Genomic DNA, 23,852 nt, shown 5'->3' with positions numbered 1-23,852 from the left:
CCCGACGGCCTTCTGGAAGCGCCCCCAACCCATGCACGACAAGACCAGCGACACCATTCTGGAAACGCGCCAGCTCACCAAGTCCTTCAAGGGTTTCACCGCGGTCAACGACGTCAATCTGCGCGTCCAGCGCGGGGCGATTCATGCACTGATCGGACCCAATGGCGCTGGCAAAACCACGTGCTTCAACCTGCTGACCAAGTTCCTGGAGCCGACGCAAGGCCAGATCCTGTTCAACGGTCAGGACATCACGCGTGAGCAGCCGGCGCAGATCGCGCGCCGCGGCATCATCCGCTCCTTCCAGATCTCGGCGGTGTTTCCTCACCTGAGCGTGCTCGAGAACGTGCGCGTCGGCCTGCAGCGCCAGCTGGGCACGGCCTATCACTTCTGGAGGAGCGAACGTTCGCTCAACCAGCTCAACGAGCGGGCACACCATCTGCTGACCGAAGTGGGCCTGCAGGATTTCGCGCGCGAGACCACGGTCAACCTGCCCTATGGTCGCAAACGCGCGCTCGAGATCGCCACCACACTGGCCATGGAGCCCGAGCTGATGCTGCTGGACGAACCCACCCAGGGCATGGGCCACGAAGACGTGGACCGCGTGACCCAGCTCATCAAGAAGGTGGCGACCGGCCGCACCATCCTGATGGTGGAGCACAACATGGGCGTGGTCTCGAACATCGCCGACACCATCACGGTGCTGCAACGCGGGGCCGTGCTCGCCGAAGGCTCGTATGCCCAGGTCTCGGGCAACCCCGCTGTGATGGAGGCCTACATGGGCACCACCGACGGCCAGCTCCAGGGAGCGCACTGATGACCGCACCGGCGCTCGAGATCAAGAACCTGCAGGCCTGGTACGGCGAATCGCATGTGCTGCATGGCGTGGACATGGTCGTGCAACCGGGCGAGGTCGTCACCCTGCTCGGGCGCAACGGCGCGGGCCGCACCTCCACGCTGCGCGCCATCCTGGGCCTCACCGGCTCGCGCAAGGGCTCCATCCAGAGCAACGGGCAGGAGCTCATCCACCTGCCCACCCACCGCATCGCGCGCCACGGCATCGGTTACTGCCCCGAGGAACGCGGCATCTTCGCCAGCCTCTCGTGCGAGGAAAACCTCCTGCTGCCCCCCACGCTCAAGGGTTCGGGCAAGGGCATGTCGGTGGACGACATCTACGAGATGTTTCCCAACCTGGCCGAGCGCCGGCATAGCCAGGGCACGCGCCTGTCCGGCGGTGAGCAGCAGATGCTGGCCGTGGCCCGCATCCTGCGCACCGGCGCCCACCTGCTGCTGCTCGACGAAATCTCCGAAGGCCTCGCGCCCGTGATCGTGCAGGCCCTGGCCCGCATGATCAAGATGCTCAAGAGCAAGGGCTACACCGTGGTCATGGTGGAGCAGAACTTCCGCTTCGCCGCCCCGCTGGCCGATCGCTTCTACGTGATGGAGCACGGCCGCATGGTCGAGCACTTCAACGCCTCCCAGCTGACCGAAAAGATGCCTGTTCTTCACGAACTGCTGGGCGTCTGAGCGCCCTCGCCCCGTTCACCGATCACCGTTTTCCCCCAACCGCCACCTCAACGGAGACTGACAGCATGAAACACACCGTCAAACTGCTCACCCTGGCACTGGGTGCCGCGGGGCTGTTCACCGCCGCCCACGCACAGGACAAAGTGCGCATCGGCTTCACCACCGACATGTCGAGCCTGTACTCCGACGTGGACGGCAAGAACGGCGCCATGGCGATCCAGATGGCCATCGACGACTTCGGTGGCAAGGTGCTGGGCAAGCCCATCGAGCTGCTGAGCGCCGATCACCAGAACAAGGCCGACATCGCCGCCTCCAAGGCCCGCGAGTGGATCGACACGCAAGGCCTGGACGTCATGATCGGCGGCACCAACTCCGGCACCGCCCTGGCCACGGCCAAGGTGGCGGAAGAGAAGAAGAAGCTGTACATCGTCAACGGCGCGGGCTCGTCCGCGCTCACCAACGACGCCTGCTCTCCCTACACCGTGCACTACGCCTACGACACCGTGGCCTTGGCCAAGGGCACCGGCAGTGCGATCGTGAAGCAGGGCGGCAAGGACTGGTTCTTCCTGACGGCCGACTACGCCTTCGGCCACGCGCTGGAAACCGACACCGGCAACGTCGTGAAGGCGGCCGGCGGTGCCGTGAAGGGTGCGGTGCGCGCGCCGCTCAACACCTCGGACTTCTCCTCCTTCCTGTTGCAAGCCCAGAGCTCGGGCGCCAAGATCCTCGGCCTGGCCAACGCGGGCGGCGACACCATCGCCTCGATCAAGGCCGCGAGCGAATTCGGCATCACCAAGACGATGAAGCTCGCGGGCCTGCTGATGTTCATCACCGACGTGCACAGCCTGGGCCTGAAGGACACGCAGGGCATGTACCTGACCGACAGCTGGTACTGGGACAAGGACGATGCGAGCCGTGCGTTTGCCAAGAAGTTCTTCGACAAGGCCAAGCGCATGCCGACCAGCATCCAGGCCGCCAACTACTCGGCCACCACCACCTACCTGAAAGCGGTGACGGCGGCCAAGACGACCGACAGCGACAAGGTGATGGAACAGCTCAAGAAGATGCCGATCAACGACTTCTTCGGCAAGGGCAACATCCGCCCCGATGGCCGCTACGTGCACGACATGTACCTGCTGGAGGTGAAGAAGCCCGCCGAGTCCACCAAGCCGTGGGACTACATGAAGGTGGCCGCCACGCTGCCGGGCGATTCGGTCTTCACGACCAAGGCCGACTCCAAGTGCAAGCTCTGGAAGTGATCTGAGCGGGACACCTGCGGGCTGCGGCCCGCAGGTGTCCCTGTCCACACGGCCTGACCTCACCCACCCCCAACCCACGCCCTGCCGATGGACTTCTTCGGAATACCCTTGTCCGCCCTGCTGGGCCAGTTGTTGCTGGGCCTGGTCAACGGCTCGTTCTACGCCATCCTGAGCCTGGGGCTGGCGGTCATCTTCGGCCTGCTCAACGTCATCAACTTCGCGCACGGCGCGCTGTTCATGCTGGGCGCGGTGCTGACCTGGATGGGCATGAACTACCTGGAACTGAACTTCTGGGTGATGATCGTGCTCGCCCCGCTGGCCGTGGGCGTGGTGGGCATTGTCATCGAACGGCTTTTCCTGCGCTGGATCTACCGCCTCGACCACCTCTACGGCCTTCTGCTCACGCTGGGCCTCACGCTGATGCTGGAAGGCGTGCTTCGCTCGGCCTACGGGGTCTCGGGCCTGCCCTACAGCGCTCCCATCTCGGGCGCCACCAACCTGGGTTTCATGGTGATGCCGAACTACCGCGGCTTCGTGGTGCTGGCCTCGCTCGTGGTGTGTTTCGCCACCTGGTACGTGATCGAAAAGACCAAGCTCGGCGCCTACCTGCGCGCGGGCACCGAGAACCCACGGCTGGTGGAAGCCTTCGGCATCAACGTGCCGCTGATGGTCACGCTGACCTACGGCTTTGGCGTGGCGCTGGCGGGCCTGGCGGGTGTGCTGGCCGCGCCCATCATGCAGGTGTCTCCGCTCATGGGGCAGAACCTCATCATCATCGTCTTTGCCGTGGTGGTGATCGGAGGCATGGGCTCCATTCTCGGCACCATCCTCACCGGCCTGGGCCTGGGCGTCATCGAAGGACTGACCAAGGTCTTCTACCCCGAGGCCTCGTCCACCGTGGTCTTCGTCATCATGGCCATCGTGCTGCTGATCCGGCCGGCCGGCCTGTTCGGCAAGGAAAAGTGAAGCCAGCCGCATGAACACGACTTCCAAGAACATCCTCTACGGCTTGCTCCTGCTGGGGCTGCTGGCCGTTCCCTTCATCGGCATCTACCCCGTGCTGGTGATGAAACTGCTGTGCTTCGCGCTCTTTGCCTCGGCCTTCAACCTGCTGCTGGGCTACACGGGCCTGCTCTCGTTCGGCCACGCGGCCTTTCTGGGTGGCTCGGCCTATGTCACCGGCCACGCACTGAAGGTCTGGGGCGTGCCGCCCGAGCTGGGTCTGGTGATCGGCACCCTGGCGGGCGCGGTGCTGGGCTGGCTGGTAGGGTCGCTCGCGATCCGCCGCCAAGGCATCTACTTCACCATGATCACCCTGGCGCTGGCGCAGATGCTGTTCTTCTTCTGCCTGCAGATGCCCTTCACGGGGGGCGAGGATGGTCTGCAAGGTGTGCCGCGCGGCCGGCTGCTGGGCTTCATCGAACTCGGCAACGACATGACCATGTACTACTTCACCTTGCTGATCACAGTGGCAGCGTTCCTGCTCATCATGCGCATCGTGCACTCCCCTTTCGGCCAGATCCTCAAGGCGATCAAGGAAAACGAGCCGCGCGCCATCTCGCTGGGCTACGACACGCAGCGGTTCAAGCTGCTGGTGTTCGTGCTGTCGGCCGCGCTGTCCGGCCTGGCAGGTTCGCTCAAGACCCTGGCCATGGGCTTTGCCACACTCACCGACGTGCACTGGACCATGTCCGGCTCGGTGGTGCTGATGACGCTGGTGGGCGGCCTGGGCACCCTCTCCGGCCCGCTGGTGGGCGCCACCGTGGTGATCGCGCTGGAGAACAAGCTCGGCGAGATCGGCCATTTCCTGGCTGGCGTGACCGGCATCGACTGGTTCAATGGCCTGGGCGAGTCGGTGACCATGGTGATCGGCTTCATCTTCGTGGTGTGCGTGCTGGCCTTCCGCCGCGGCATCATGGGCGAAGCCATCGCGCTGGTGGAGCGCTGGCGCGGCAAGCAGGCCTGAACAGGCTCAGCTCTTGAGTCGGCGCCACAGGCGCCAGGCCAGCAGACTCCCCAGGATCGCGGCGTACACAGCCACCTCCCCAAAGTCGTTCTTGCCGGCACGCATCCAGAAGAAGTGCAACACCGCGAGGCCCGCGATCACGTATACCGCGCGGTGCAGCAGTTGCCAGCGCCGAGCCCCCAGCGTGCGAATGGCGCGGTTGAACGAAGTGGCCGCCAGCGGCAGCAGCAACAGCCAGGAGAGGAAACCCACCAGGATGAACGGGCGCTTGGCCACGTCGGCTGCGACGCCCACCACATCAAACTCCATGTCGAACCAAGCGTAGGCCAGCAGGTGCATGCAGGCGTAGAAGAACACGAACAGCCCCACCATGCGCCGCAGGCGCAGCAACGCGGGCCATCCCAGGCTCACGCGCAGGGGCGTGATCGCCAGCACCAGCACCAGGAAACGCAGGGTCCAATCGCCCAGCGAGCGGATCAGGGCCTCGGCCGGGTTGGCCCCCAGCCGATCGGCAAAGGCCGCGAACACCAGCCAGACAAAGGGCAAGCTGGCCAGCACGAACACCACCGGCTTGGCAGCGCCATGGCTGAGCACGCGGTTGACCGGCCCTCCGGCAGGCGGGCGGCGCTGCATGCCGATCAATACAGCTTGCGAAGATCCATGCCGGCGTAGAGCTGGCCGACCTGGGGCGCGTAGCCGTTGAACATCTGCGTCTGGCGGCGCTTGGCAAACAAGCCACCCCCCTCGCCGATGCGGCGCTCGGTGGCCTGGCTCCAGCGCGGGTGCGAGACCTCGGGGTTGACGTTCGAGTAGAAGCCGTACTCCTGTGGCGCAGCCACGTTCCACGCCGTGCGCGGCTCCTTGTCGGTGAAACGGATCTTCACCAGCGACTTCCCGCTCTTGAAGCCGTACTTCCAGGGCACCACCAGGCGCAGCGGCGCACCGTTCTGGTTGGGCAGCACCTCACCATACATGCCGAACGCCAGCAGCGTCAGCGGGTGCATGGCCTCGTCCAGCCGCAGGCCCTCCACATAAGGCCAGCCCAGCACGTTGGAGCGCAGGCCGGGCATCTGTTTGGGGTCGGCCAGCGTCACGAATTCGACGTACTTGGCGCTGCCCTGAGGCTGCACCTGCTTGATGAGTTCGCTCAGCGAGTAGCCCACCCAGGGAATCACCATGGACCAGCCCTCGACGCAGCGCAGCCGGTAGATGCGCTCCTCCATCGGGCTGAGCTTGAGCAAGGCGTCCAGGTCGAAGGTGCCGGGCTTGTTCACCAGACCTTCAACGGCCACCGTCCAGGGCCGGGGCTTGAGGGTCTTGGCCTGGGCCACGGGGTCAGACTTGTCGGTGCCGAACTCGTAGAAGTTGTTGTAGGAGCTGACGTCGTCGTAGGAGGTGAGCGCCTCCATCGTCATCGCACCGTCCACGGCGGAGCGCTTGCCGGGCAAGGCAGCGAGCTTGCCGGGTTTGGGCGTGACCGAAGCGGCCTGCGCCCAGGCATCGCGCGAAGCCCAGGAAGCCATGCCGCCCATCGCCGCTGCGGTCAGCAGCCATTGGCGCCGGTTCTGGTAGGCCGCCGGCGGCGTGATCTCGCTGGAGAGGGGGTGCTCGAAGCCATTGTCGCGCGTGCGAATGAGCATGGGACCATCCTTGCTGAAGACACCCGACGGCGGAAGATGCCGCGTCGCGGGTTCGTCGATCTTAGGACCGAAGCGGTTCTCACAAAGTTCCGGCGCCGCCGCGCTCACCGGAACCTGGCCCACGCGCGTCAGAGTTCGCCGTAGCTGTGCAGGCCGGAGAGGAACATGTTCACGCCGATGAAGGCGAAGGTCGTGATCGCCAGGCCCACCAGCGCCCACCAGGCCGAGACCGTGCCACGCAGGCCCTTGATGAGGCGCATGTGCAGCCAGGCGGCGTAGTTCAACCAGACGATCAGCGCCCAGGTTTCCTTCGGGTCCCAGCTCCAGTAACCACCCCACGCCTCGGCCGCCCAAAGGGCGCCCAGCACGGTGGCGATGGTGAAGAACGCAAAGCCCACCGCAATGGCCTTGTACATCACGTCGTCGAGCACCTCGAAGCTGGGCAGGCGCTCGGCAATGCGGCGGCGGCCGAACAGGATGGCGCCCACGATCAACGCCGAAACGCCGAAGTACACGAACCAGTAGCTGCTGCCGTTTTCCGCCGCTGACTGGCGGAACACAATCGGCTCGAAGCACAGCACCACGCCCAGCAGCCACAGCGGCGCGAGCTTGTACCAGCGGCTTTCGGTGGCGCTCTGCTTGATCAGGTAGGCAAAGGCCAGCATCGCGGCAATCGCGAAGGTGCCGTAGCCGATGAAGTTGGCCGGCACATGCAGCTTCATCCACCAGCTCTTGAGGGCGGGCACCAGCGGCTGGATGGCATGCGCCTCGCGGACCAGGGTGTACCAGAGCAGGAAGCCCACCGCGGCGCTAACCACCAGCATCGCGAACGCGCCCATGCGACGCGTCTTGTACTGGTCTTCGTAATAAAGATAGAAAGCCGTCGTCATCCAGCAGAACAGCACGAACACTTCGTACAGGTTGCTCACCGGGATGTGTCCGATGTCGGGGCCGATCTGATGGCTCTCGTACCAGCGCACCATGGTGCCGATCAGGGCCAGCGTCACCGCCACCCAGGCCATGCGCGAACCCAGCAGTTCAAAGGTGTCGCCCGCGCGCTTGAACATGCCGACCCAGTAGAACGCGGTGCTCATGAAGAACAGCACGCTCATCCACAGAATGGCAGATTGGCTGGAGATGAAGTACTTCAGCAGGAAGACCTGGTCGGCCCGCGCGAGGTCGGCCGTGCCGGCGGGTGTCTGGTACAGCCAGATCGCGAGCAGCGCTGTGGCCGCCACCACGACGGTGAGCGCGCGCAGCGGACGCCAGAACCAGCCCAGCCAGATCATGCTGGGCACGGTGCCCACAAGGATGGCCTTCTCGTAGCCGTCCATGGCCGCGTTGTAGCGCATGAAGGCCCAGGTGGCTCCCGCGATCACGAAGACCGCGAACAGCCAGTCCCAGACATTGCGGCGCGCGCAGTAACCGGGCTCCAGGCCCTGCCCGTAGTGACCCTTCTTCAGTTCGATGGTCTGGGTGGCGGCGACGGTATTCATGGATGCACCTTCAACAATTGGGTCTTCAACAGCTCGAATTCACGGTCGGCGTCCATCGTCTTGCGGTTCGACGACAGCGCCATGCGGGCCTGCGAGGATTGCTCACCCGAGGGCGAGAGCCAGACCCAGAGGCGGCGCTCGCGGACGTAGAGCATGGCAAAAACGCCCAGAATGAGCAACAGGCAGCCCAGGTAGACGATGTTCTGGCCCGGTGCTCGCGCGACCTGGAACACGCTGGCCTGCACATGCGTGAAGTCCTTGAGCTGGAAGGTCATGGGCGCGGGGTAGAAGAAGGTGTCGCTCAGGCTGATCACCGACTGCGACATGAACTGCTGCGTGGCCTCGCTGCGTTCCAGCGGCGGCAGGCCAGCGCGCTCGCGGCTGATCTGCATCAGCTCGAACAGCGTGCCGTTGAGGATGCGCACCAGCACATCGCTCGCGCGCTCGCGCTCGGCGGACGGCACGTTGTTTTCAAGGAAGGCCGAGACGGCCTGCAGGCCTCCGCGAATGGGCTTGTCGGTGGTGCCGTTGGCCGCCACCGGTTGCACGCCAGGCGCGTTCACCGACTCGGCACCGGCAAACAAGCCCAGGGCGCGCGTTGCCGAGGCCGCCAAGGCTTCGGCCAGCTCTGGGCGGCCGTCTTCCACCGCCGAGGCCGCGTAACGGCGCACCGCCAGATCGCGCAACTGCGGGTCGCCCAAGGCGGCGCGCAGGCGCACGAAACCGTCGAGGCCATCCTTGTCGTCCACGGGAATGCGGAGGTAGCGGAACGGTTCGGCCGGCGTCTCGCGCAGGCCCAGCAGGTACACGCGCGCGCCGTCGATCTCCACCGGCAGCATGTAGTTGTGGTACTCCACCGCCTGACCAGCCGCATCCCGCAGCTTGTAAGACACGCTCGGCCCCACGTTGCGCAGCGTCTTCTCCGTCGCGGTCTTGTGGCCCGAGCCCAGGCGGCTTTCGATCGAGCCCCGAAGATCCACCTTGCGCACATCGACGCCGTCGGCGGCGTTGCTGGTGGCGAAGTTCTCCACGTTGATCACGCGCAGGCCGGTGTACTCCAGCGTGAGCTTGTCGTCGCCATTGCTCAGTGCGGTCGAGCTGCCGATGGTGCCTTCGATCTCGAACGGCCGCGTGGGCCCGTTCAGCGGCACGGCCTGCAGCTTCACGCGCGAGCCGCCGTCATCGAAGCTGGACTGGTAGATGTTGATGCCGCGGTGGCTGGCGGGGTGGTTCACCTCCACCCGCGCTTCCTTGCTTTCGCCGGTCTCGTTGTCGTGGATCACGATCTCGCTGGCGAACAGCTTGGGCATGCCGGTGTCGTAGTACTCGACGATGAACTTCTTGAGCTCGACCGAGAACGGCAGGTCCTGCAGCAGCACACCCTGGGGCTGCGCGAGGATGGCCGTGCCCGCCGTCGTGCCCTCGGTCACCAGCAGGTTGCCGCGGAAGGTGGGGTTGCTGGCCGAGAGCCGGTGCTGGGCCGGTACATCGGCGATCAGGCCGCCACCCATGAAGGGCGTCTTGCCGTTGAACCAGGTCTGCGCGCGCACCATCAGGTCGCCATCGAGCAGACCGCCAATGCACACCAGCACGATGGCGCTGTGCGCCGCGAGGTAACCGATCTTGTTGGCCGCACCGGCCTTGGCCGCCACCATCCAGCCGGCGCCTGCCGGGGTGGTGCGCGACTGCAGCTTGACCTTCCAGCCCGATCCCAGCAGGGTCTGGCCGATGCGGTTCGCCGCGGCCTCGGGCGCTTCGCCCAACTCACCCTCGGCACGGTGCGGAAAAGCCTTCAGGCTCTGCTCGCGGATGTTTTCCTTGTAGGCCTTGAGGTCGGCAAAGATCTTGGGCGTGTTGCGGGCGATGCACAAGCTGGTGCTGACGACCAGAAACGCGAGGATCAACAGGAACCACCACGCGCTGTAGACCGAGTACAGGTTCGCGCTGGCAAACACGTCGGCCCAGAAAGGCCCGAACTGGTTGACGTAGTTGATGAAAGGTTCGTGCTGTTTGACCACCGTGCCGATCACCGACGCGATGCAGATCACGGTGAGCAACGAAATGGCAAACCGCATCGACGACAGCAACTCCACCAGCTCGCTGACGATGCGCGAGCCGGTGCGAATTTGCAGGCCTTGGGTGGAGACGGTCATGGAGGAATGAGGGCAGAACGGTGCAGCAAAAAAGGGCGGCCCCGGAAGTCCCGGAACGCGCCCTGATGTGATGTGTTTTTTGGCTGGCGGTTCAACGCCCGACGGGGTTTATGGCATTGTGCCGGCAAATATTATTGTCGGCTTATATCCCGGCCGGGCACGAGGGGCTTGTGCCCCTTGAAAGTCAATCAGCGCAGGCCGGCGATGTAGTCCGACACCGCCTGGATTTCGCGGTCGTTCATCTTGGCGGCCACACCGGCCATCTGCGCGTTGTTCTTGCGGGTGCCGTCGCGGAAGTGCTTGAGCTGCGTGGCGGTGTACTCCGCCTGCTGGCCCGACAGGCGCGGGTACTGCGCGGGAATGCCGGCGCCGTTGGGGCTGTGGCAGCCGGCGCAGGCGGCGATCTGGCGGTCGGCGATCCCGCCGCGGTAGATGCGTTCACCCAGGCGCACCAAGTCCTTGTCGGTGGCGGCGCCGCCCTTGGCCTTCTGATCGGCCAGCCAATAGGCAATGTTGCGCATGTCGGCGTCGGACAGGGCCGAAGCGAAGCCCTTCATGATGGCGTTGTCGCGCTTGCCCGATTTGTATTCCTGCAACTGCTTGACGAGGTACTCGGGGTGCTGTTGCGCCAGTTTCGGGTTGGCCGGCGTGGTCGAGTTGCCGTCCGCCGCGTGGCAGGCCACGCAGACCTGACCGTACATGGCGCTGCCCTTGGCCAGATCGGGCTTGGCCGATTGCGCCTGGGCGCTGAACGACAGGGCTGCGGCAGCAGCGGCGCAAAGGAAGGAAACAGGCAATTTCATGACGGGGCGGGCGTCGGTTGCGACGGGTTCGGTTTGTGGGAATTCTCGGTTTGTCTGGACAAAGCCAATCGATTTTACAATGTCCCACCGGGAAAACCCCCAAATGACCCACCGCCCCACTCCAGCCCCCCAGACCGCTTCGCCGTCGCACGACGCCCCGGGCCTCAAAGCCCCGATACCCCGAGCTGGAAAAACCATCGATCCCCTCAAGCCCGATCCCAAGATCGCGCACGGCTGGCTGCACACCGCCCGTTTTCTCACCACCGCCCCGCAACTCGAGCACCTGCCCCCGCTGGACGTGCCCGAGATCGCCTTCGTCGGGCGCTCCAACGCGGGCAAGTCCACCTGCATCAACACGCTGACGCAGCAGAAGCGCCTGGCCTTCGCGTCCAAGACGCCGGGCCGCACGCAGAGCATCAACCTGTTCTCGCTCGGCAAACAGGGCGTGACCGATGCGGTACTGGCCGACCTGCCGGGATATGGCTATGCCGCCGTGCCGCGCGAAGCCAAGTTGCGCTGGCAGCGCGTCATGGGCAACTATTTGCTCACGCGCGAAAACCTCAAGGGCGTGGTGCTGCTGATCGACCCGCGCGTGGGCCTGACCGAGCTCGACGAGATCCTGCTGGAGGTGATCCGGCCTCGGGTCGAGGAAGGCCTGAAGTTCCTGGTGCTGCTCACCAAGGCCGACAAGCTCAACCACGCCGAAGCGCAAAAGGCGCTGTCGATTGCGCGACTGCAGTCGGGCGGTGGCGAGGCGAGACTCTTCTCAGCCCTGAAGAAAAAGGGGCTGGACGAGGTGGCGCTGCTGCTCTGGCAATGGACCCATGGCATCAACGCACCAGCCCAAGCGGCCGACCCCGTTCCCGACGACGAGCCGCCCGCGCTGGACTGAACCGTGCGGGCTCGAGGAGAGCCCGCATGATCCAGACTTTCCAACAAGCCCTGCCCCACGGCATCACGCTGAGTTGCCGCGCTGCCGGCGATCCCGGCCGCCCCGTGCTGCTGTTCCTGCACGGTTTTCCCGAAGCTGCCTTCGTATGGGACGAACTGCTTCTGCATTTCGCTCAAGCCGAACACGGCGGCTACCGCTGCGTGGCGCCCAACCTGCGCGGCTTCGAGCAGTCGAGCGCCCCCTCCGACCCATCGGCCTACCGCGCCAAGCCTCTGCTGCAAGACGTTGGCGCACTGGTCACGGCCATCACCGCCGACAGCCCCACGCCAGGTCAACTGGCCGGCCTGATCGCGCACGACTGGGGCGGTGCACTGGCCTGGGGCCTCGCCGCGCAGCGGCCTGGCCTGCTTCGGCAACTGGTCATCGTCAACGCGCCGCACCCCGCCACCTTCCAGCGTGAACTGGCCCAGTCGCCCGCGCAACAGGCGGCCAGCGCCTACATGAATTTCCTGATCCGGCCCGACGCGCCCGCGCTGCTGGCCGAGAACGACTTCGCCCGCCTATGGCCCTTCTTCACCCACATGGCGGCCGACAGCGGGCCAAGGGCCTGGCTTGACGAACCCACGCGCGATCGCTACCGCGCGGTGTGGCGCCAGGGGCTGGCGGGGCCTTGCGCTTACTACGCTGCGTCGCCCCTGCGCCCACCGACGCCCGACGATCCTGGGGCAACAGCCGTGCAGGTGCCGCGCGAAAAGGCCATGGTGACGCGGCCGACCCTGGTGATCTGGGGACTGAACGACACCGCCCTGCCCGAAGCCCTGCTCGAAGGGCTGGACGGGTATGTGCCAGACCTGCGCATCGAGCGCGTCCCCGGCGCCACGCACTGGATCGTGCACGAGCAACCGGCACGCGTGGCCGCCTTGATCGGCGGCTTTCTGACCACCTGAGCCGGTTCAGAGATCGGCGTAGAAAGAACGCTCATTGCCCGGGCGGGTCTTGAAGCGCTTGTGCACCCAGTAGTACTGCGCCGGCGCCTGGCGGATGTAACCCTCCAGGTAGCGATTCATGACCGCCGTGTCGGCTTCGGGATCCGCCGTCGGGTAATCGGGCCAGGGTGACATCACCTTCACCTCATAACCTTCGCTCGTGAGGCGGCTCACCACCGGCACCACGCAGGCACGCCCCAGGCGGGCCAACCGGGACAGCGACATGAGCGTGGCGGTCTGCACGCCGAAGAAGGGCACGAACGCCGCGTCGCGCATGCCGTGGTCCATGTCGGGCAACAGGTACAGCGGCAGGCCCTGGCGCATCGCCGCGACCAGGGGCTTGATGCCCTGGCGCTTGCCCACGACATGGGGGTTGCCGAAACGCTGGCGGCCCTGTGCCATCCAGCGGTCCACATCGGCGTTGAGCTGCTCGGCGTAGAGCCCGCAGAAACGCCGCTCCAGGTGGGCCGTGAGCCCGATCCAGCCCGCGTCCATGCCCACGAAATGCGGGGCGAAGATCACGGTGGGCTCGTTCCCGGCCAGGGCCTGCAGATCGCCCGTGAGTGTCAGGCGCTGACGCACCGTGGCCAGCGGCGCCTCCCACAACCAGCTGCGGTCCAGCCAGGCTTGTGCAAAGTACACGAAATGCTGGCGCACCGCGCGGTCGCGCTCGGCCTCGCTGCTCTCCGGAAAGCACAGGGCCCAATTGATGCGCGCGATGCGACGGCGCCGCACCGCCGCCAGGTGCAGCACCTGCCCCAGCACCCAGCCCATGCCACGCACCCAGGAGAGCGGCAATGCGGCCAGCACACGCATGAAGGCCACCCCCAGGCGGTTGCCAAGGTTGCCGGGGGGCAGCGGAGCGTGGGGCGTGGGTGGCAAGGAAGGCATCAGGGCGACGGCGGTGTCGACCGGAGCGGCGACTTGTAGCGGTTGTAGGACCAGAGGTACTGGGCCGGGCATTCTCGCACCAGCGCCTCCATGGCGCGGTTGATCTGTGCTGCGGCCTCCAGCGGGTCGTCCGAGAGTGGCCCGCCGTTGAGCGGCTCGAACGGGCGCACGTGCACGCGGTAGCCTCGGCCCCAACTCAGACGCTCACCCCAGCTCAACAGGATCTGCACGCGGCCGGCCTGAGCCAGGCGGCCCGACAGCGTCATGGTGTACGCATCACGGCCGAAGAACGGCGCCCACACACCCTGCCCTTCAGGCGGCACCTGGTCCGGCAACAGGCCCACCGCCTGCCCCGCCTTGAGTGCCTTGATGAGCTGCTTCACGCCCGCCAGGGTGGTGGGTGCGGCGAACAGACCAGGGCGCTGGCGGGCACCGGCCACCAGATCGCGCAGCCAGGGCTGGCGCGCCGGGCGGAACAGCACCGTCATGGGATGCACCGCGCCGAAGCGCCGTGCGTACGCCTGGGCCGTGATCTCGAAACAGCCCAGGTGGGGCGTGAGGAACAGCACGCCGGTGCCCTGTTGATGCGTGGATTCGATGTGCTCGGCGCCTGCCCAGACCACGGGCACGGGCCGGCCCAGCCACAGGCGGGGCAGCTCGGCCACCAGCTTGCCCGACTCCCCCACCGTGGCCAGCGCCACCTGGCGCGGGTAGCCCGCCTGGGCGGCATGCGCAAACAGGCGACGTCGATACCGGCCCGAGAGCAAAAAACTGAGCCAGCCAAGCAACCAGCCCATCGCATGCAGAACGGACAGCGGCATCCAGCTCAGGACGCGAAAAAGGCCATGGATCAGCAGGGTCACAGGAGATGGGAAGGACAGGGTGGCGGCACGGACTTGATCTAGAATGCCGCCATCGCCGAGTTATGGAACTAATTGCGGGGCGATTCACAAATTCCGCTAAAGCGTTCGCCGAACTCTGACAGACCGGCAACGCCGGTCAACCAACGTGGAGTTTATACATGGCGAGCGATTTCCTTTTCACATCCGAATCCGTCTCCGAAGGCCACCCCGACAAGGTCGCCGACCAGATTTCCGACGCGATCCTCGACGCGATCTTTGCCCAGGATCCGCGCAGCCGCGTGGCCGCCGAGACCCTGTGCAACACCGGCCTGGTGGTGCTGGCGGGTGAAATCACCACCAACGCGCACGTCGACTACATCCAGGTCGCGCGTGACACGCTCAAGCGGATCGGTTACGACAACACCGAGTACGGCATCGATTACAAGGGCTGCGCGGTCATGGTCTGCTACGACAAGCAGTCCAACGACATCGCCCAGGGCGTGGACCACGCCTCCGACGACCACCTGAACACCGGCGCCGGCGACCAGGGCCTGATGTTCGGCTACGCCTGTGACGAGACGCCCGAGCTGATGCCCGCGCCGATCTACTACGCCCACCGCCTCGTGGAGCGCCAGGCCCAGTTGCGCAAGGATGGCCGCCTGCCTTTCCTGCGTCCCGACGCCAAGAGCCAGGTGACCATGCGTTACGTCGACGGCAAGCCGCACAGCATCGACACCGTGGTGCTCTCGACCCAGCATTCGCCCGACCAGAGCGAGTCGTCCACCAAGATGAAGGCGTCTTTCAACGAAGCCATCATCGAAGAGATCATCAAGCCCGTGCTGCCCAAGGAGTGGCTCAAGGACACCAAGTACCTGATCAACCCGACCGGCCGCTTCGTCATCGGTGGCCCGCAGGGTGATTGCGGCCTGACCGGTCGCAAGATCATCGTCGACACCTATGGCGGCGCCTGCCCGCACGGCGGTGGCGCATTCTCGGGCAAGGATCCCTCGAAGGTCGACCGTTCGGCCGCCTACGCCGCCCGCTACGTGGCCAAGAACATCGTGGCCGCCGGCCTGGCCAAGCAGTGCCAGATCCAGGTGGCCTACGCCATCGGCGTGGCCCGCCCGATGAACGTCACCGTCTACACCGAAGGCACGGGCGTGATCCCGGATGAGAAGATCGCCGCGCTGGTGCAAGAGCACTTCGACCTGCGCCCCAAGGGCATCATCCAGATGCTCGACCTGCTGCGCCCCATCTACACCAAGACGGCAGCCTATGGCCACTTCGGCCGCGAAGAACCCGAGTTCACCTGGGAGCGCACCGACAAAGCCGCCGCGCTGCGCAAGGCCGCCGGTCTGTAAATAATCACCCGAATCGACCGCCCAGGCCCCGGAGCGAAAGCCCCGGGGCTTTTTTTCGTACTTTTTTCGGACAACAGGGAAAACCACCGGTCGTAACAATTTGAATTTTCTGCGGAGGTGTCCGATATGGGAGTACAAGCCACCTTTCTGGCTTGCACTGCAACGACCCGGGAGCCTTGAACCATGGACAACTCTATCTGCCCAGACGGGATGGAAACGCCAGAGCAACAGCTCGAACGGCTGGTGGCCTTGCGCACGCAAGACCTCCAGTCCGCCCTGGACAGCGCCCTTTCCCTCGTTGACCAGGCGCCCTGCGGCCTGCTCACTTTTGACGACGCACAGCGTTGCGTCCATCTCAATCAAGCCCTGCTGGGTTGGCTGGGCCATGGCGCGCCGGGCATGCCCCTGAACGAACTGGTCGCCCCGCGCTCGCGCGACGCACTGACCGCCCACGTGGAAGCCCTGCGCCAGAGCGGGCAGAGCGAACCGGTCGATCTGGACTGGTTGCGCGTCGACGGCAGCCTGTTTCGAGCCCGCCTCGCCTCGACACCGGTATTTGATGCCGAGGGCCATTTCCTGCATGGCAGCGGCGTGGTCACGCCGCACGACGCGGCCCAGATCGCCTCCGCACAGGACAGCCTGCTGCGCAGCATCACCGACCGCATTCCCGCACGGCTGGCCTACTACGACAAGAACCTGATCTGCCGATTCGCCAACCAGGCCCATGCCGCGCGCTACGGCAAACGGCCGAGCGACATGGTCGGCTCGCCGCTGAGTCAGGTGGTGCGGCCCGACATCCTGCCCGACATCCTGCCGCGCGTGGCGCAGGCCCTCTCCGGCCAGACGCAGACCTTCGAAGCCGCGCGCACGGCCGCCGACGGTTCGACCAACTACTTCGAGATCCACTACATCCCCGACTTCCAGAATGGCACGGTCGAGGGCATCTTCATCGAGCTGCACGACATCACGGAACGCCGCCGCACGGAAGAGTTCGTGCTGCACGCCAACCAGGATCTGGAGGAGCGCGTGCGCTCGCGTTCGGCTGAGCTGTTTGCCAGCGAGCAGCGCTACCGCCTGATGGTGGATGCGATCCAGGACTACTGCATCTACTTCGTCGACGAAAACGGCGGCATCACCGAATGGACCGAGAGCGCCCAGCGTCTGCATGGTCATACGCGCTCACAGATCATGGGCCGCTCCTATGAAGCACTGCTGTCCAGCGACAACGCGGGCGAGGACGAGGTCGACCCCGGCCAGGTGCTGCGCCTGGCCAAGGCCCACGGCCAATGGGAAACCCGAGGCTGGCGCCTGCGAGAGGACGGCTCGCGCTTCTGGGCGCACACCGTGCTCACCGCGCTGCGCAACGAAGCCGGGGAGCTGCAGGGCCTCTCCAGCATCACGCGCGACATGACCGCCGCCAAGAGCCTTGAGGACGTGATGAACGACCTCAACCGAGAGCTGGAAAAGCGCGTCGCCGAGCGCACGCAGCAGCTCGTGGCGGCCAACAAGGACCTGGACGTGTTCTCGCACATGGTTTCGCACGACCTGCGCGCACCGTTGCGCCACATCGCCAGTTTCGTGAGCCTGTTGCAGGAGCAGATGGGCGACTCCGCCGACACGCTGGCCCTGCAGTACCAGAATTCGATCGCCAAGGCGTCCAAACGCATGAGCCTGATGATCGAAGGCCTGCTGGAGTACGCCCGCCTGGGCCGTGTGGCCATCGACACCCAGCCGGTGCCGATCGCCCAGCTTGTGGAAGGCGTGATCGCGCACCTGAAGCAGGAAAACCCGGACCGGCGCATCGAGTGGGTGATCGAGAACGACCTGCCCGTCGTGCGGGGCGATGCCATGCTGCTGGCCCAGGCCCTGGGCAACCTGCTGGGCAACTCCGTGAAATACACCCGTCCTCGCGACCTGGCCCGCATCGAGGTGGGCTGGAAGGTCAGCCCAGTCGGGGGACGCACTTTCTACATCGCCGACAACGGCGTGGGCTTTGACTTGGAGAAGGCGCACAACCTGTTCGTGATGTTCCAGCGCCAGCACCATTCGATGGACTTCGAAGGGACCGGCACGGGCCTGGCGCTGTCGCAGCGCATCATCGAACGCCATGGTGGGCGCATCTGGTCTGAAACCGCACCCGGCGAAGGCTGCACTTTCTACTTCACCTTGCCATTTGACGGCATGGAGCCGGAGATGGCTTTCCCCGAGTCGTCCCTGGCCGAGCTGCCGGCCTGAAGCCGAAGGCCAGCCGATAATCGCGCGGTGAGCCCCACCACCGCACCGATTCCCTCTGTCCTGTTCTCCCTGTCAGGCCGCGTCGCCCTGGTCACCGGCGCGACCCGCGGTCTGGGCCTGTGCATGGCCCAGGCGCTGGCCGCCCATGGCGCCACCGTCTGGCTCAACGGCCGCGATGCCGCCAGCCTGCATGAAGCGGTGGACCGGGTGCGCGAAAGCGGCCAAGCCGCTGGCGGCACCGCGCAGGCGCTGCCTTTCGATGTGGGCGACGAGGCCGCTGCCACGGCGGCCGTGGCCCACCTGCTGGCCGAAAGTGGCCGGATCGACATTCTGATCAACAACGTGGGCCAGCGCCGGCGCCAGCCCCTGGACGAATTGCCCGCCCAGGCCCTGCGTGAATTGCTGGAGGCCAATCTCGTCTCGGCCTGGCACCTCTGTCGCGAGGTGGCGCGGCCCATGCGCGCCCAGGGCGCTGGGCGCATCATCAACGTCACCTCCATCGCCGGGCCGATCGCCCGCGCCGGCGACGCGGCCTACACCACCAGCAAGGGCGCGCTCGACGCCCTCACGCGCGCGCTCGCGGCCGAACTCGGCCCGCAAGGCATCAACGTCAACGCGATCGCCCCGGGCTATTTCGCCACCGGCGCCAACACCGCCATGGTAGAGGACGTCTCCGTGGCGGCCTGGCTCGATCGGCGCAGTTCGCTGGGCCGCTGGGGCCGGCCCGAGGAGATCGGTGGCGCGGCGGTGTTCCTGGCCTCACCCGCCGCCAGCTACGTCACGGGCCAGGTGCTGGTCGTGGACGGCGGTTACCTAGCCCACTTCTGAGCCGAGCGGGCGTCAGCCCGCGTGCCGGCGAACCCAGGCTTCGTAGGTGGACACCCATTTCTGAAGGAACTCGCGGCTGTCGGCACCGATGCCCCCGTCCTTGTCGAACAGGCCTTCCTTGGACTGGATGAACGCCTCGGGCTGACCCAGCGTGGGCACGTCGAGGTAGGCGAGGATGTTGCGCAGGTGCTGCTGTGCGAGCGCCGTGCCAATCGCGCCGACCGACACGCCGATGACCCCGGCGGGTTTGCCGGCCCAGGCGCTCTGGCCGTAGGGGCGCGAGGCGTGGTCGATGGCGTTTTTCAACACACCGGGCAGGGAGCGGTTGTACTCGGGAGTCACGAACAGCAGGCCTTGCGACGCCGCGATCTCGGCCTTGAGCCGTTTCACCGGAGCGGCCTGGTTCGCGTCGTCGTCCTGGTTGTACAGCGGCAGGTCACCGATCTCGAGCTGCTTGAACGTGAACTCCTTCGAGGCAAGCTGGGCGAGGGCCGTCGCCAGCCGGCGGTTGAAGGAGTCGCGGCGCAAGCTGCCGACGATCACACCGATCTGAAATCCACTCATGGCAAATCCTCTTCTGGAACGGGGTTGGGGAAACAACAAAGGGTGAACGCGAGAGACTACAGGCTCAAGACAAACACTCAGGACGGTGTGGGTACCGGTGAGCCCGCCGGCAGGTGCAGCACCACCTTGCGCGGATCGTCGGCCATCTGGTCCAGCGCGGCGCGGAGCCGGTCGAGCAAGCTCGCATCGTCCGCATCCTTTGCTTCGCCAGGCAGCGACAGGGAGGCCAGGCGAAAGCGCAGCGACAGGCCCGCCGGCAAGGAAGGCCCCTGCTCCAGCCCCTTGGCCACGATGTGTTGCGCCAGCAGCATCAGGTCGTCGGGCTGCAGCGGCCCTTCGACCAGCACCGCAAAACGCGCATTGGCCACACGGCAGACGGTGTCCACGTCGCGCGCCACGTGCGACAGCCGCGATGCCGCCACCACCAGTGCGCGGTCGGCCACCTCCCGGCCATGGCGGGAGACGATGTCCGCATGGTTGAGCACCTCCACCATCAGGAGGCCACTCTGATGCCCATAGCGCCTGGAGCGGCGCATGGCATCGCGCAAACGCAGATGAAGCACGGGCTCAATGGTCAAACCGGTCAAGGGGTCCGTGCTCTCGATCGCACGCAGGCGGGCATGGTTCTCGTTGAACTCCTTGGCACGCCGATGCAGGATGTAGAGCAGGAGCGGGATCTCGATGGCCGAGCCGATGAGCACGGCGTATTGCGTGGCCCAGCTGTCCGGCAACACGCCGGCCGCGCGCAGTGCGGGAAACGGGTAGCTCAGGTGAACCGGCAGGAAACCCAGCGCCAGCCAGCCCGCGTACTTCTCGCCCAGCCGCCAGGTCCAGATGCACAGCACGAAGCTCAACACCACCGACAGCAGGCCGTACAGGTTAAGCACGACAAAGCCAAAGCGGTTCTGCAGCAGCAGGTACACCACGGGGAACAGCAGCCCGAACCACGACCAGGCCTTCACGAAAAGGTCCACCTGCCGGTGGTGGCGCGACACCGCACAGGCCTCGCGCACGAACCAGATGCCCGCCGCGGTGAGCCACAGCATGAACACCGCCGGCGCGGCGTCGTTCCACCACGCCCAATCGCGCCAGAAAAACACCCCGCCCACGCCTGTGAAGGCCGCCTGAAAGCCCAACATGCTCGCGACATAGCAGCAGTAGGCGATGAAAGCGCGGTCGCCATAGAGGCGCGCGTGCACCCAGCCCCAGAACAAGACCAGCAGGCCGAAACCGAGATACCCCCCGATCATGAGGAAAGTCCAGTAGCGTGTTTCCTGCAGCGTGTCTTCCTCCAGCAGCAGCAGGCGCGGGCTCAGGGGTGCTGGCCGGTTTTCCAGGCGCAGCCAGACTGGGCCCGTTGATCCGGCCGGCAAGGCAAACACCGGTGTCTGGTCGGGATGGCTCCATTGCGACACCGGCAAATGATCGCCCGCTTGTTGCACCGTCCACTCTCCCTGAGGACCGATGGCATGGAGCGTCGCCCGGTTGGTGAAGGCCGCCGCACTCAGGGCGAGGTACCAACGCCGGCTGGCGTCCAGGGCAGGCAAGTCCAGCCGCAACCACAAGGCGGCAGCCGCCAGGTCAAAAGACCGGTCGTGGCCCATGGGCTGGAAGTCCCCCACCGGTCGGCGCATGGCGTCGTCGAGGGAGGCCTGACCCGAGGTATCGACCCAGAAGCGCGCTTGCAGGGTGACATCGGACGCAGGAGGAGCCGCCTGGGCAGAACCCGGGTGCGACCAAAGACCCAGGAGGGCGACCAGCGCCGTCAGAAAGCGAAGAAGGAGACGCTGGGCCGGCCCGTGGAAGGAAAGGATGCAGTCCATGCCGGCATCGTAAGTGTTTGTGTCCAATCAGCGTCCGGCGATCCGGTGGCCAGACCCATCACACCAGAAATAAACCCCCTTCGATCTTGAAATGGGGTTCCGGCGCCCTTATGATTAGCACTCGCTGGCGTTGAGTGCTAACACCCGACGCCATGTCGATCAGCGGTATCCGCTGGCCCGCCAGGGCTGGCACCGCCGTTCTGAACAAACCCCATCTGTTCCATACCCAGGAGATGCAATGAACCTTCGTCCTCTCGCCGATCGCGTGATCGTCAAGCGCATTGACAGCGAAACCAAGACCGCTTCCGGCATCGTCATCCCCGACGCCGCCGCCGAAAAGCCCGACCAGGGCGAAGTCCTGGCAGTCGGTCCCGGCAAGAAAAACGACAAGGGCGAACTGTCCGCCATGAACGTCAAGGTCGGTGACCGCGTTCTGTTCGGCAAGTACAGCGGCCAGACCGTCAAGGTCGCTGGCGACGAACTGCTGGTCATGAAGGAAGACGACCTGTTCGCGGTCGTCGAGAAGTAATCCTTCGCCGTCATCCACTCTTTTTTACTGAATTCGGAGAAACAACATGGCAGCAAAAGACGTCATTTTCGGCGGCGAAGCCCGCGCACGCATGGTTGAAGGCGTGAACATCCTGGCCAACGCGGTCAAGGTCACCCTGGGCCCCAAGGGCCGCAACGTGGTGCTCGAGCGCTCTTTCGGCGCCCCCACCGTGACCAAGGACGGTGTGTCCGTGGCCAAGGAAATCGAACTCAAGGACAAGCTCCAGAACATGGGCGCGCAGATGGTCAAGGAAGTCGCTTCCAAGACGTCCGACAACGCCGGTGACGGCACCACCACCGCCACCGTGCTGGCCCAGGCCATCGTGCGCGAAGGCATGAAGTACGTGGCCGCCGGCATGAACCCGATGGACCTCAAGCGCGGCATCGACAAGGCCGTGGAAGCCCTGATCGCCGAGCTGAAGAAGGCCTCCAAGGCCACCACCACCAGCAAGGAAATCGCCCAGGTCGGTTCCATCTCCGCCAACAGCGACTCCAGCATCGGCGAGATCATCGCCAATGCCATGGACAAGGTCGGCAAGGAAGGCGTGATCACCGTGGAAGACGGCAAGTCGCTGCAGAACGAACTCGACGTCGTCGAAGGCATGCAGTTCGACCGCGGCTACCTGTCGCCCTACTTCATCAACAACCCCGAGAAGCAATCGGCGCTGTTGGACAACCCCTTCGTGCTGCTGTACGACAAGAAGGTTTCCAACATCCGTGACCTGCTGCCCACGCTGGAGCAAGTCGCCAAGGCTGGCCGTCCGCTGTTGATCATTGCCGAAGACGTCGAAGGCGAAGCCCTGGCGACGCTGGTGGTCAACACCATCCGCGGCATCCTGAAGGTCGTGGCTGTGAAGGCCCCTGGCTTCGGCGACCGCCGCAAGGCCATGCTGGAAGACATCGCCATCCTGACCGGCGGCAAGGTGATCGCTGAAGAAGTGGGCCTGACACTCGAGAAGGTGACCCTGGCCGACCTGGGCCAAGCCAAGCGCGTGGAAATCGGCAAGGAAAACACCACCATCATCGACGGCGCCGGCGCTGCCGCTGACATCGAAGCCCGCGTCAAGCAAGTGCGCGTGCAGATCGAAGAAGCCACCAGCGACTATGACCGCGAGAAGCTGCAAGAGCGCGTGGCCAAGCTGGCCGGCGGCGTGGCCGTCATCAAGGTCGGTGCCGCCACCGAAGTCGAGATGAAGGAAAAGAAGGCCCGCGTGGAAGACGCCCTGCACGCCACCCGCGCTGCCGTGGAAGAAGGCATCGTGGCCGGTGGTGGCGTGGCCCTGCTGCGCGCCCGCCAAGCCGCTGGCACCATCAAGGGTGACAACGCTGATCAAGACGCCGGCATCAAGCTGGTGCTCAAGGCCATCGAAGCGCCCCTGCGCGAAATCGTGGCCAACGCCGGTGGCGAACCGTCGGTGGTGGTCAACGCCATCCTGGCCGGCAAGGGCAACTACGGCTTCAACGCCGCCAACGACACCTACGGTGACATGATCGAGATGGGCATTCTGGACCCGACGAAGGTCACCCGCACCGCGCTGCAGAACGCCGCATCGGTGTCCAGCCTCATGCTGACGACCGAAGCCATGGTCGCCGAGTCCCCGAAGGACGACGCACCTGCGATGCCCGGCGGCGGCATGGGTGGCATGGGCGACATGGGCGGCATGGGCATGTAATTGCTCCTTGCCTGAGGGCGCATGGCGGCGTTGCAGCCGCTTGCCGTGGCGATGCCACTGTCAGCGCGTCTGCGCCTTGCCCTGCACCCTCATGCTGCGTCGGAATGCCTGCTGGTGTTCTGACAGGGTTCCCCAAAAAAAGCCCCGCGAGAAATCCGAGCCGTTCAATTAAGGTGTTGACTCACCTTAACGTCTGGTAGAACCCTCGGTATTCACCGGGGGTTCTTTTTTGGCAAGAAGCTACAAACGCAGAAACGCAGGGGGCCAAGGGCGCGTCCCCCTAGAACACGAGGGCCTTCAGCTCAATTTCTGTCGCAATTTGGAGTGCGAAAATTTCGGCATACCACCGCTTGCAGAGGCGGGGTCA

21 protein-coding genes are annotated in these 23,852 nt (G+C 65.5%); 12 read left to right on the top strand and 9 right to left on the bottom strand.

The window, feature by feature from the left end; translation table 11 throughout:
• The first annotated feature begins 31 nt into the window (after positions 1–31).
• The 5 genes from ACODTB_RS07835 to ACODTB_RS07815 all read left to right on the top strand — a co-directional run bounded on the left by ACODTB_RS07835 (position 32) and on the right by ACODTB_RS07815 (position 4,749).
• On the top strand, positions 32–814 hold the full coding sequence (locus tag ACODTB_RS07835) for an ABC transporter ATP-binding protein (RefSeq protein WP_291113833.1): 783 nt from the start codon (positions 32–34) through the stop codon (positions 812–814).
• Entirely contained in the window at positions 814–1,524 is a 711-nt protein-coding gene (locus ACODTB_RS07830; protein WP_291113836.1) for an ABC transporter ATP-binding protein, read from the top strand. The genes ACODTB_RS07835 and ACODTB_RS07830 overlap by 1 nt, the downstream gene beginning before the upstream one ends.
• Positions 1,525–1,589: 65 nt before the next feature.
• The gene (locus ACODTB_RS07825) at positions 1,590–2,783 is read left to right on the top strand and encodes an ABC transporter substrate-binding protein (RefSeq protein WP_291113839.1); all 1,194 of its coding nucleotides are present in this window, start codon (positions 1,590–1,592) and stop codon (positions 2,781–2,783) included.
• A gap of 87 nt (positions 2,784–2,870) precedes the next feature.
• Complete coding sequence (locus ACODTB_RS07820; RefSeq protein ID WP_291113842.1) at positions 2,871–3,749, top strand: branched-chain amino acid ABC transporter permease; 879 nt, start codon at positions 2,871–2,873, stop codon at positions 3,747–3,749.
• Between the two features lie 10 nt (positions 3,750–3,759).
• The gene (locus tag ACODTB_RS07815; protein ID WP_291113845.1) at positions 3,760–4,749 is read left to right on the top strand and encodes a branched-chain amino acid ABC transporter permease; all 990 of its coding nucleotides are present in this window, start codon (positions 3,760–3,762) and stop codon (positions 4,747–4,749) included.
• 6 nt (positions 4,750–4,755) lie between these two features.
• Here the strand turns inward: ACODTB_RS07815 and msrQ are convergent, their stop codons facing one another.
• The 5 genes from msrQ to ACODTB_RS07790 form a co-directional block, all read right to left on the bottom strand.
• On the bottom strand, positions 4,756–5,382 hold the full coding sequence (msrQ, locus tag ACODTB_RS07810; protein WP_291113848.1) for a protein-methionine-sulfoxide reductase heme-binding subunit MsrQ: 627 nt from the start codon (positions 5,380–5,382) through the stop codon (positions 4,756–4,758).
• A 5-nt stretch (positions 5,383–5,387) separates the two neighbouring features.
• On the bottom strand, positions 5,388–6,389 hold the full coding sequence (gene msrP, locus ACODTB_RS07805) for a protein-methionine-sulfoxide reductase catalytic subunit MsrP (protein ID WP_291113850.1): 1,002 nt from the start codon (positions 6,387–6,389) through the stop codon (positions 5,388–5,390).
• A 128-nt stretch (positions 6,390–6,517) separates the two neighbouring features.
• A complete protein-coding gene (gene ccsB, locus ACODTB_RS07800) occupies positions 6,518–7,885 on the bottom strand; it encodes a c-type cytochrome biogenesis protein CcsB (RefSeq protein WP_291113853.1) in 1,368 nt (455 codons plus the stop codon).
• A complete protein-coding gene (locus ACODTB_RS07795; RefSeq protein WP_291113856.1) occupies positions 7,882–10,038 on the bottom strand; it encodes a cytochrome c biogenesis protein ResB in 2,157 nt (718 codons plus the stop codon). Before ACODTB_RS07795 ends, ccsB begins: the two co-directional genes overlap by 4 nt.
• A gap of 188 nt (positions 10,039–10,226) precedes the next feature.
• Positions 10,227–10,841, bottom strand: coding sequence for a c-type cytochrome (locus tag ACODTB_RS07790; protein WP_382161488.1), 615 nt, complete (start codon positions 10,839–10,841; stop codon positions 10,227–10,229).
• A gap of 103 nt (positions 10,842–10,944) precedes the next feature.
• Here ACODTB_RS07790 and yihA point away from each other — a divergent pair, with 103 nt between their 5' ends.
• Both yihA and ACODTB_RS07780 read left to right on the top strand, forming a co-directional pair.
• The gene (gene yihA / locus ACODTB_RS07785; RefSeq protein WP_488929229.1) at positions 10,945–11,733 is read left to right on the top strand and encodes a ribosome biogenesis GTP-binding protein YihA/YsxC; all 789 of its coding nucleotides are present in this window, start codon (positions 10,945–10,947) and stop codon (positions 11,731–11,733) included.
• 26 nt (positions 11,734–11,759) lie between these two features.
• Complete coding sequence (locus ACODTB_RS07780; RefSeq protein WP_291114110.1) at positions 11,760–12,680, top strand: alpha/beta fold hydrolase; 921 nt, start codon at positions 11,760–11,762, stop codon at positions 12,678–12,680.
• 6 nt (positions 12,681–12,686) lie between these two features.
• Here ACODTB_RS07780 and ACODTB_RS07775 read toward each other — a convergent pair whose 3' ends face one another.
• Both ACODTB_RS07775 and ACODTB_RS07770 read right to left on the bottom strand, forming a co-directional pair.
• Positions 12,687–13,610: a lysophospholipid acyltransferase family protein gene (locus ACODTB_RS07775; RefSeq protein WP_291114107.1), complete on the bottom strand. Its 924-nt coding sequence runs from the start codon at positions 13,608–13,610 to the stop codon at positions 12,687–12,689.
• Entirely contained in the window at positions 13,610–14,473 is an 864-nt protein-coding gene (locus ACODTB_RS07770) for a lysophospholipid acyltransferase family protein (RefSeq protein WP_488929228.1), read from the bottom strand. Before ACODTB_RS07770 ends, ACODTB_RS07775 begins: the two co-directional genes overlap by 1 nt.
• A 158-nt stretch (positions 14,474–14,631) precedes the next feature.
• On the opposite strand from ACODTB_RS07770, the gene metK reads away from it, so the two are divergent.
• From metK to ACODTB_RS07755, 3 genes are all read left to right on the top strand, one after another.
• Positions 14,632–15,813: a methionine adenosyltransferase gene (metK, locus tag ACODTB_RS07765; RefSeq protein WP_291114104.1), complete on the top strand. Its 1,182-nt coding sequence runs from the start codon at positions 14,632–14,634 to the stop codon at positions 15,811–15,813.
• A 183-nt stretch (positions 15,814–15,996) separates the two neighbouring features.
• Positions 15,997–18,048: a PAS domain-containing sensor histidine kinase gene (locus ACODTB_RS07760; RefSeq protein WP_291114101.1), complete on the top strand. Its 2,052-nt coding sequence runs from the start codon at positions 15,997–15,999 to the stop codon at positions 18,046–18,048.
• 27 nt (positions 18,049–18,075) lie between these two features.
• On the top strand, positions 18,076–18,876 hold the full coding sequence (locus ACODTB_RS07755) for an SDR family oxidoreductase (RefSeq protein WP_291114098.1): 801 nt from the start codon (positions 18,076–18,078) through the stop codon (positions 18,874–18,876).
• Between the two features lie 12 nt (positions 18,877–18,888).
• Here ACODTB_RS07755 and ACODTB_RS07750 read toward each other — a convergent pair whose 3' ends face one another.
• Positions 18,889–19,440: an NADPH-dependent FMN reductase gene (locus ACODTB_RS07750; RefSeq protein WP_291114095.1), complete on the bottom strand. Its 552-nt coding sequence runs from the start codon at positions 19,438–19,440 to the stop codon at positions 18,889–18,891.
• A gap of 77 nt (positions 19,441–19,517) precedes the next feature.
• The gene (locus ACODTB_RS07745; protein WP_291114092.1) at positions 19,518–21,263 is read right to left on the bottom strand and encodes a sensor domain-containing diguanylate cyclase; all 1,746 of its coding nucleotides are present in this window, start codon (positions 21,261–21,263) and stop codon (positions 19,518–19,520) included.
• A 238-nt stretch (positions 21,264–21,501) separates the two neighbouring features.
• Here ACODTB_RS07745 and ACODTB_RS07740 point away from each other — a divergent pair, with 238 nt between their 5' ends.
• The gene (locus ACODTB_RS07740; protein WP_204733408.1) at positions 21,502–21,792 is read left to right on the top strand and encodes a co-chaperone GroES; all 291 of its coding nucleotides are present in this window, start codon (positions 21,502–21,504) and stop codon (positions 21,790–21,792) included.
• Between the two features lie 46 nt (positions 21,793–21,838).
• Positions 21,839–23,485 (top strand): chaperonin GroEL, encoded by a 1,647-nt coding sequence (gene groL / locus ACODTB_RS07735; RefSeq protein WP_291114086.1) that lies wholly within the window; start codon positions 21,839–21,841, stop codon positions 23,483–23,485.
• The last annotated feature ends 367 nt before the right edge of the window (positions 23,486–23,852 follow it).

The sequence above is a fragment of the Hydrogenophaga sp. FG152 genome, assembly GCF_057809615.1.
The sequence above is the reverse complement of the archived record's forward strand: the minus strand, read 5'-3'. Positions and strand labels throughout refer to the sequence as shown.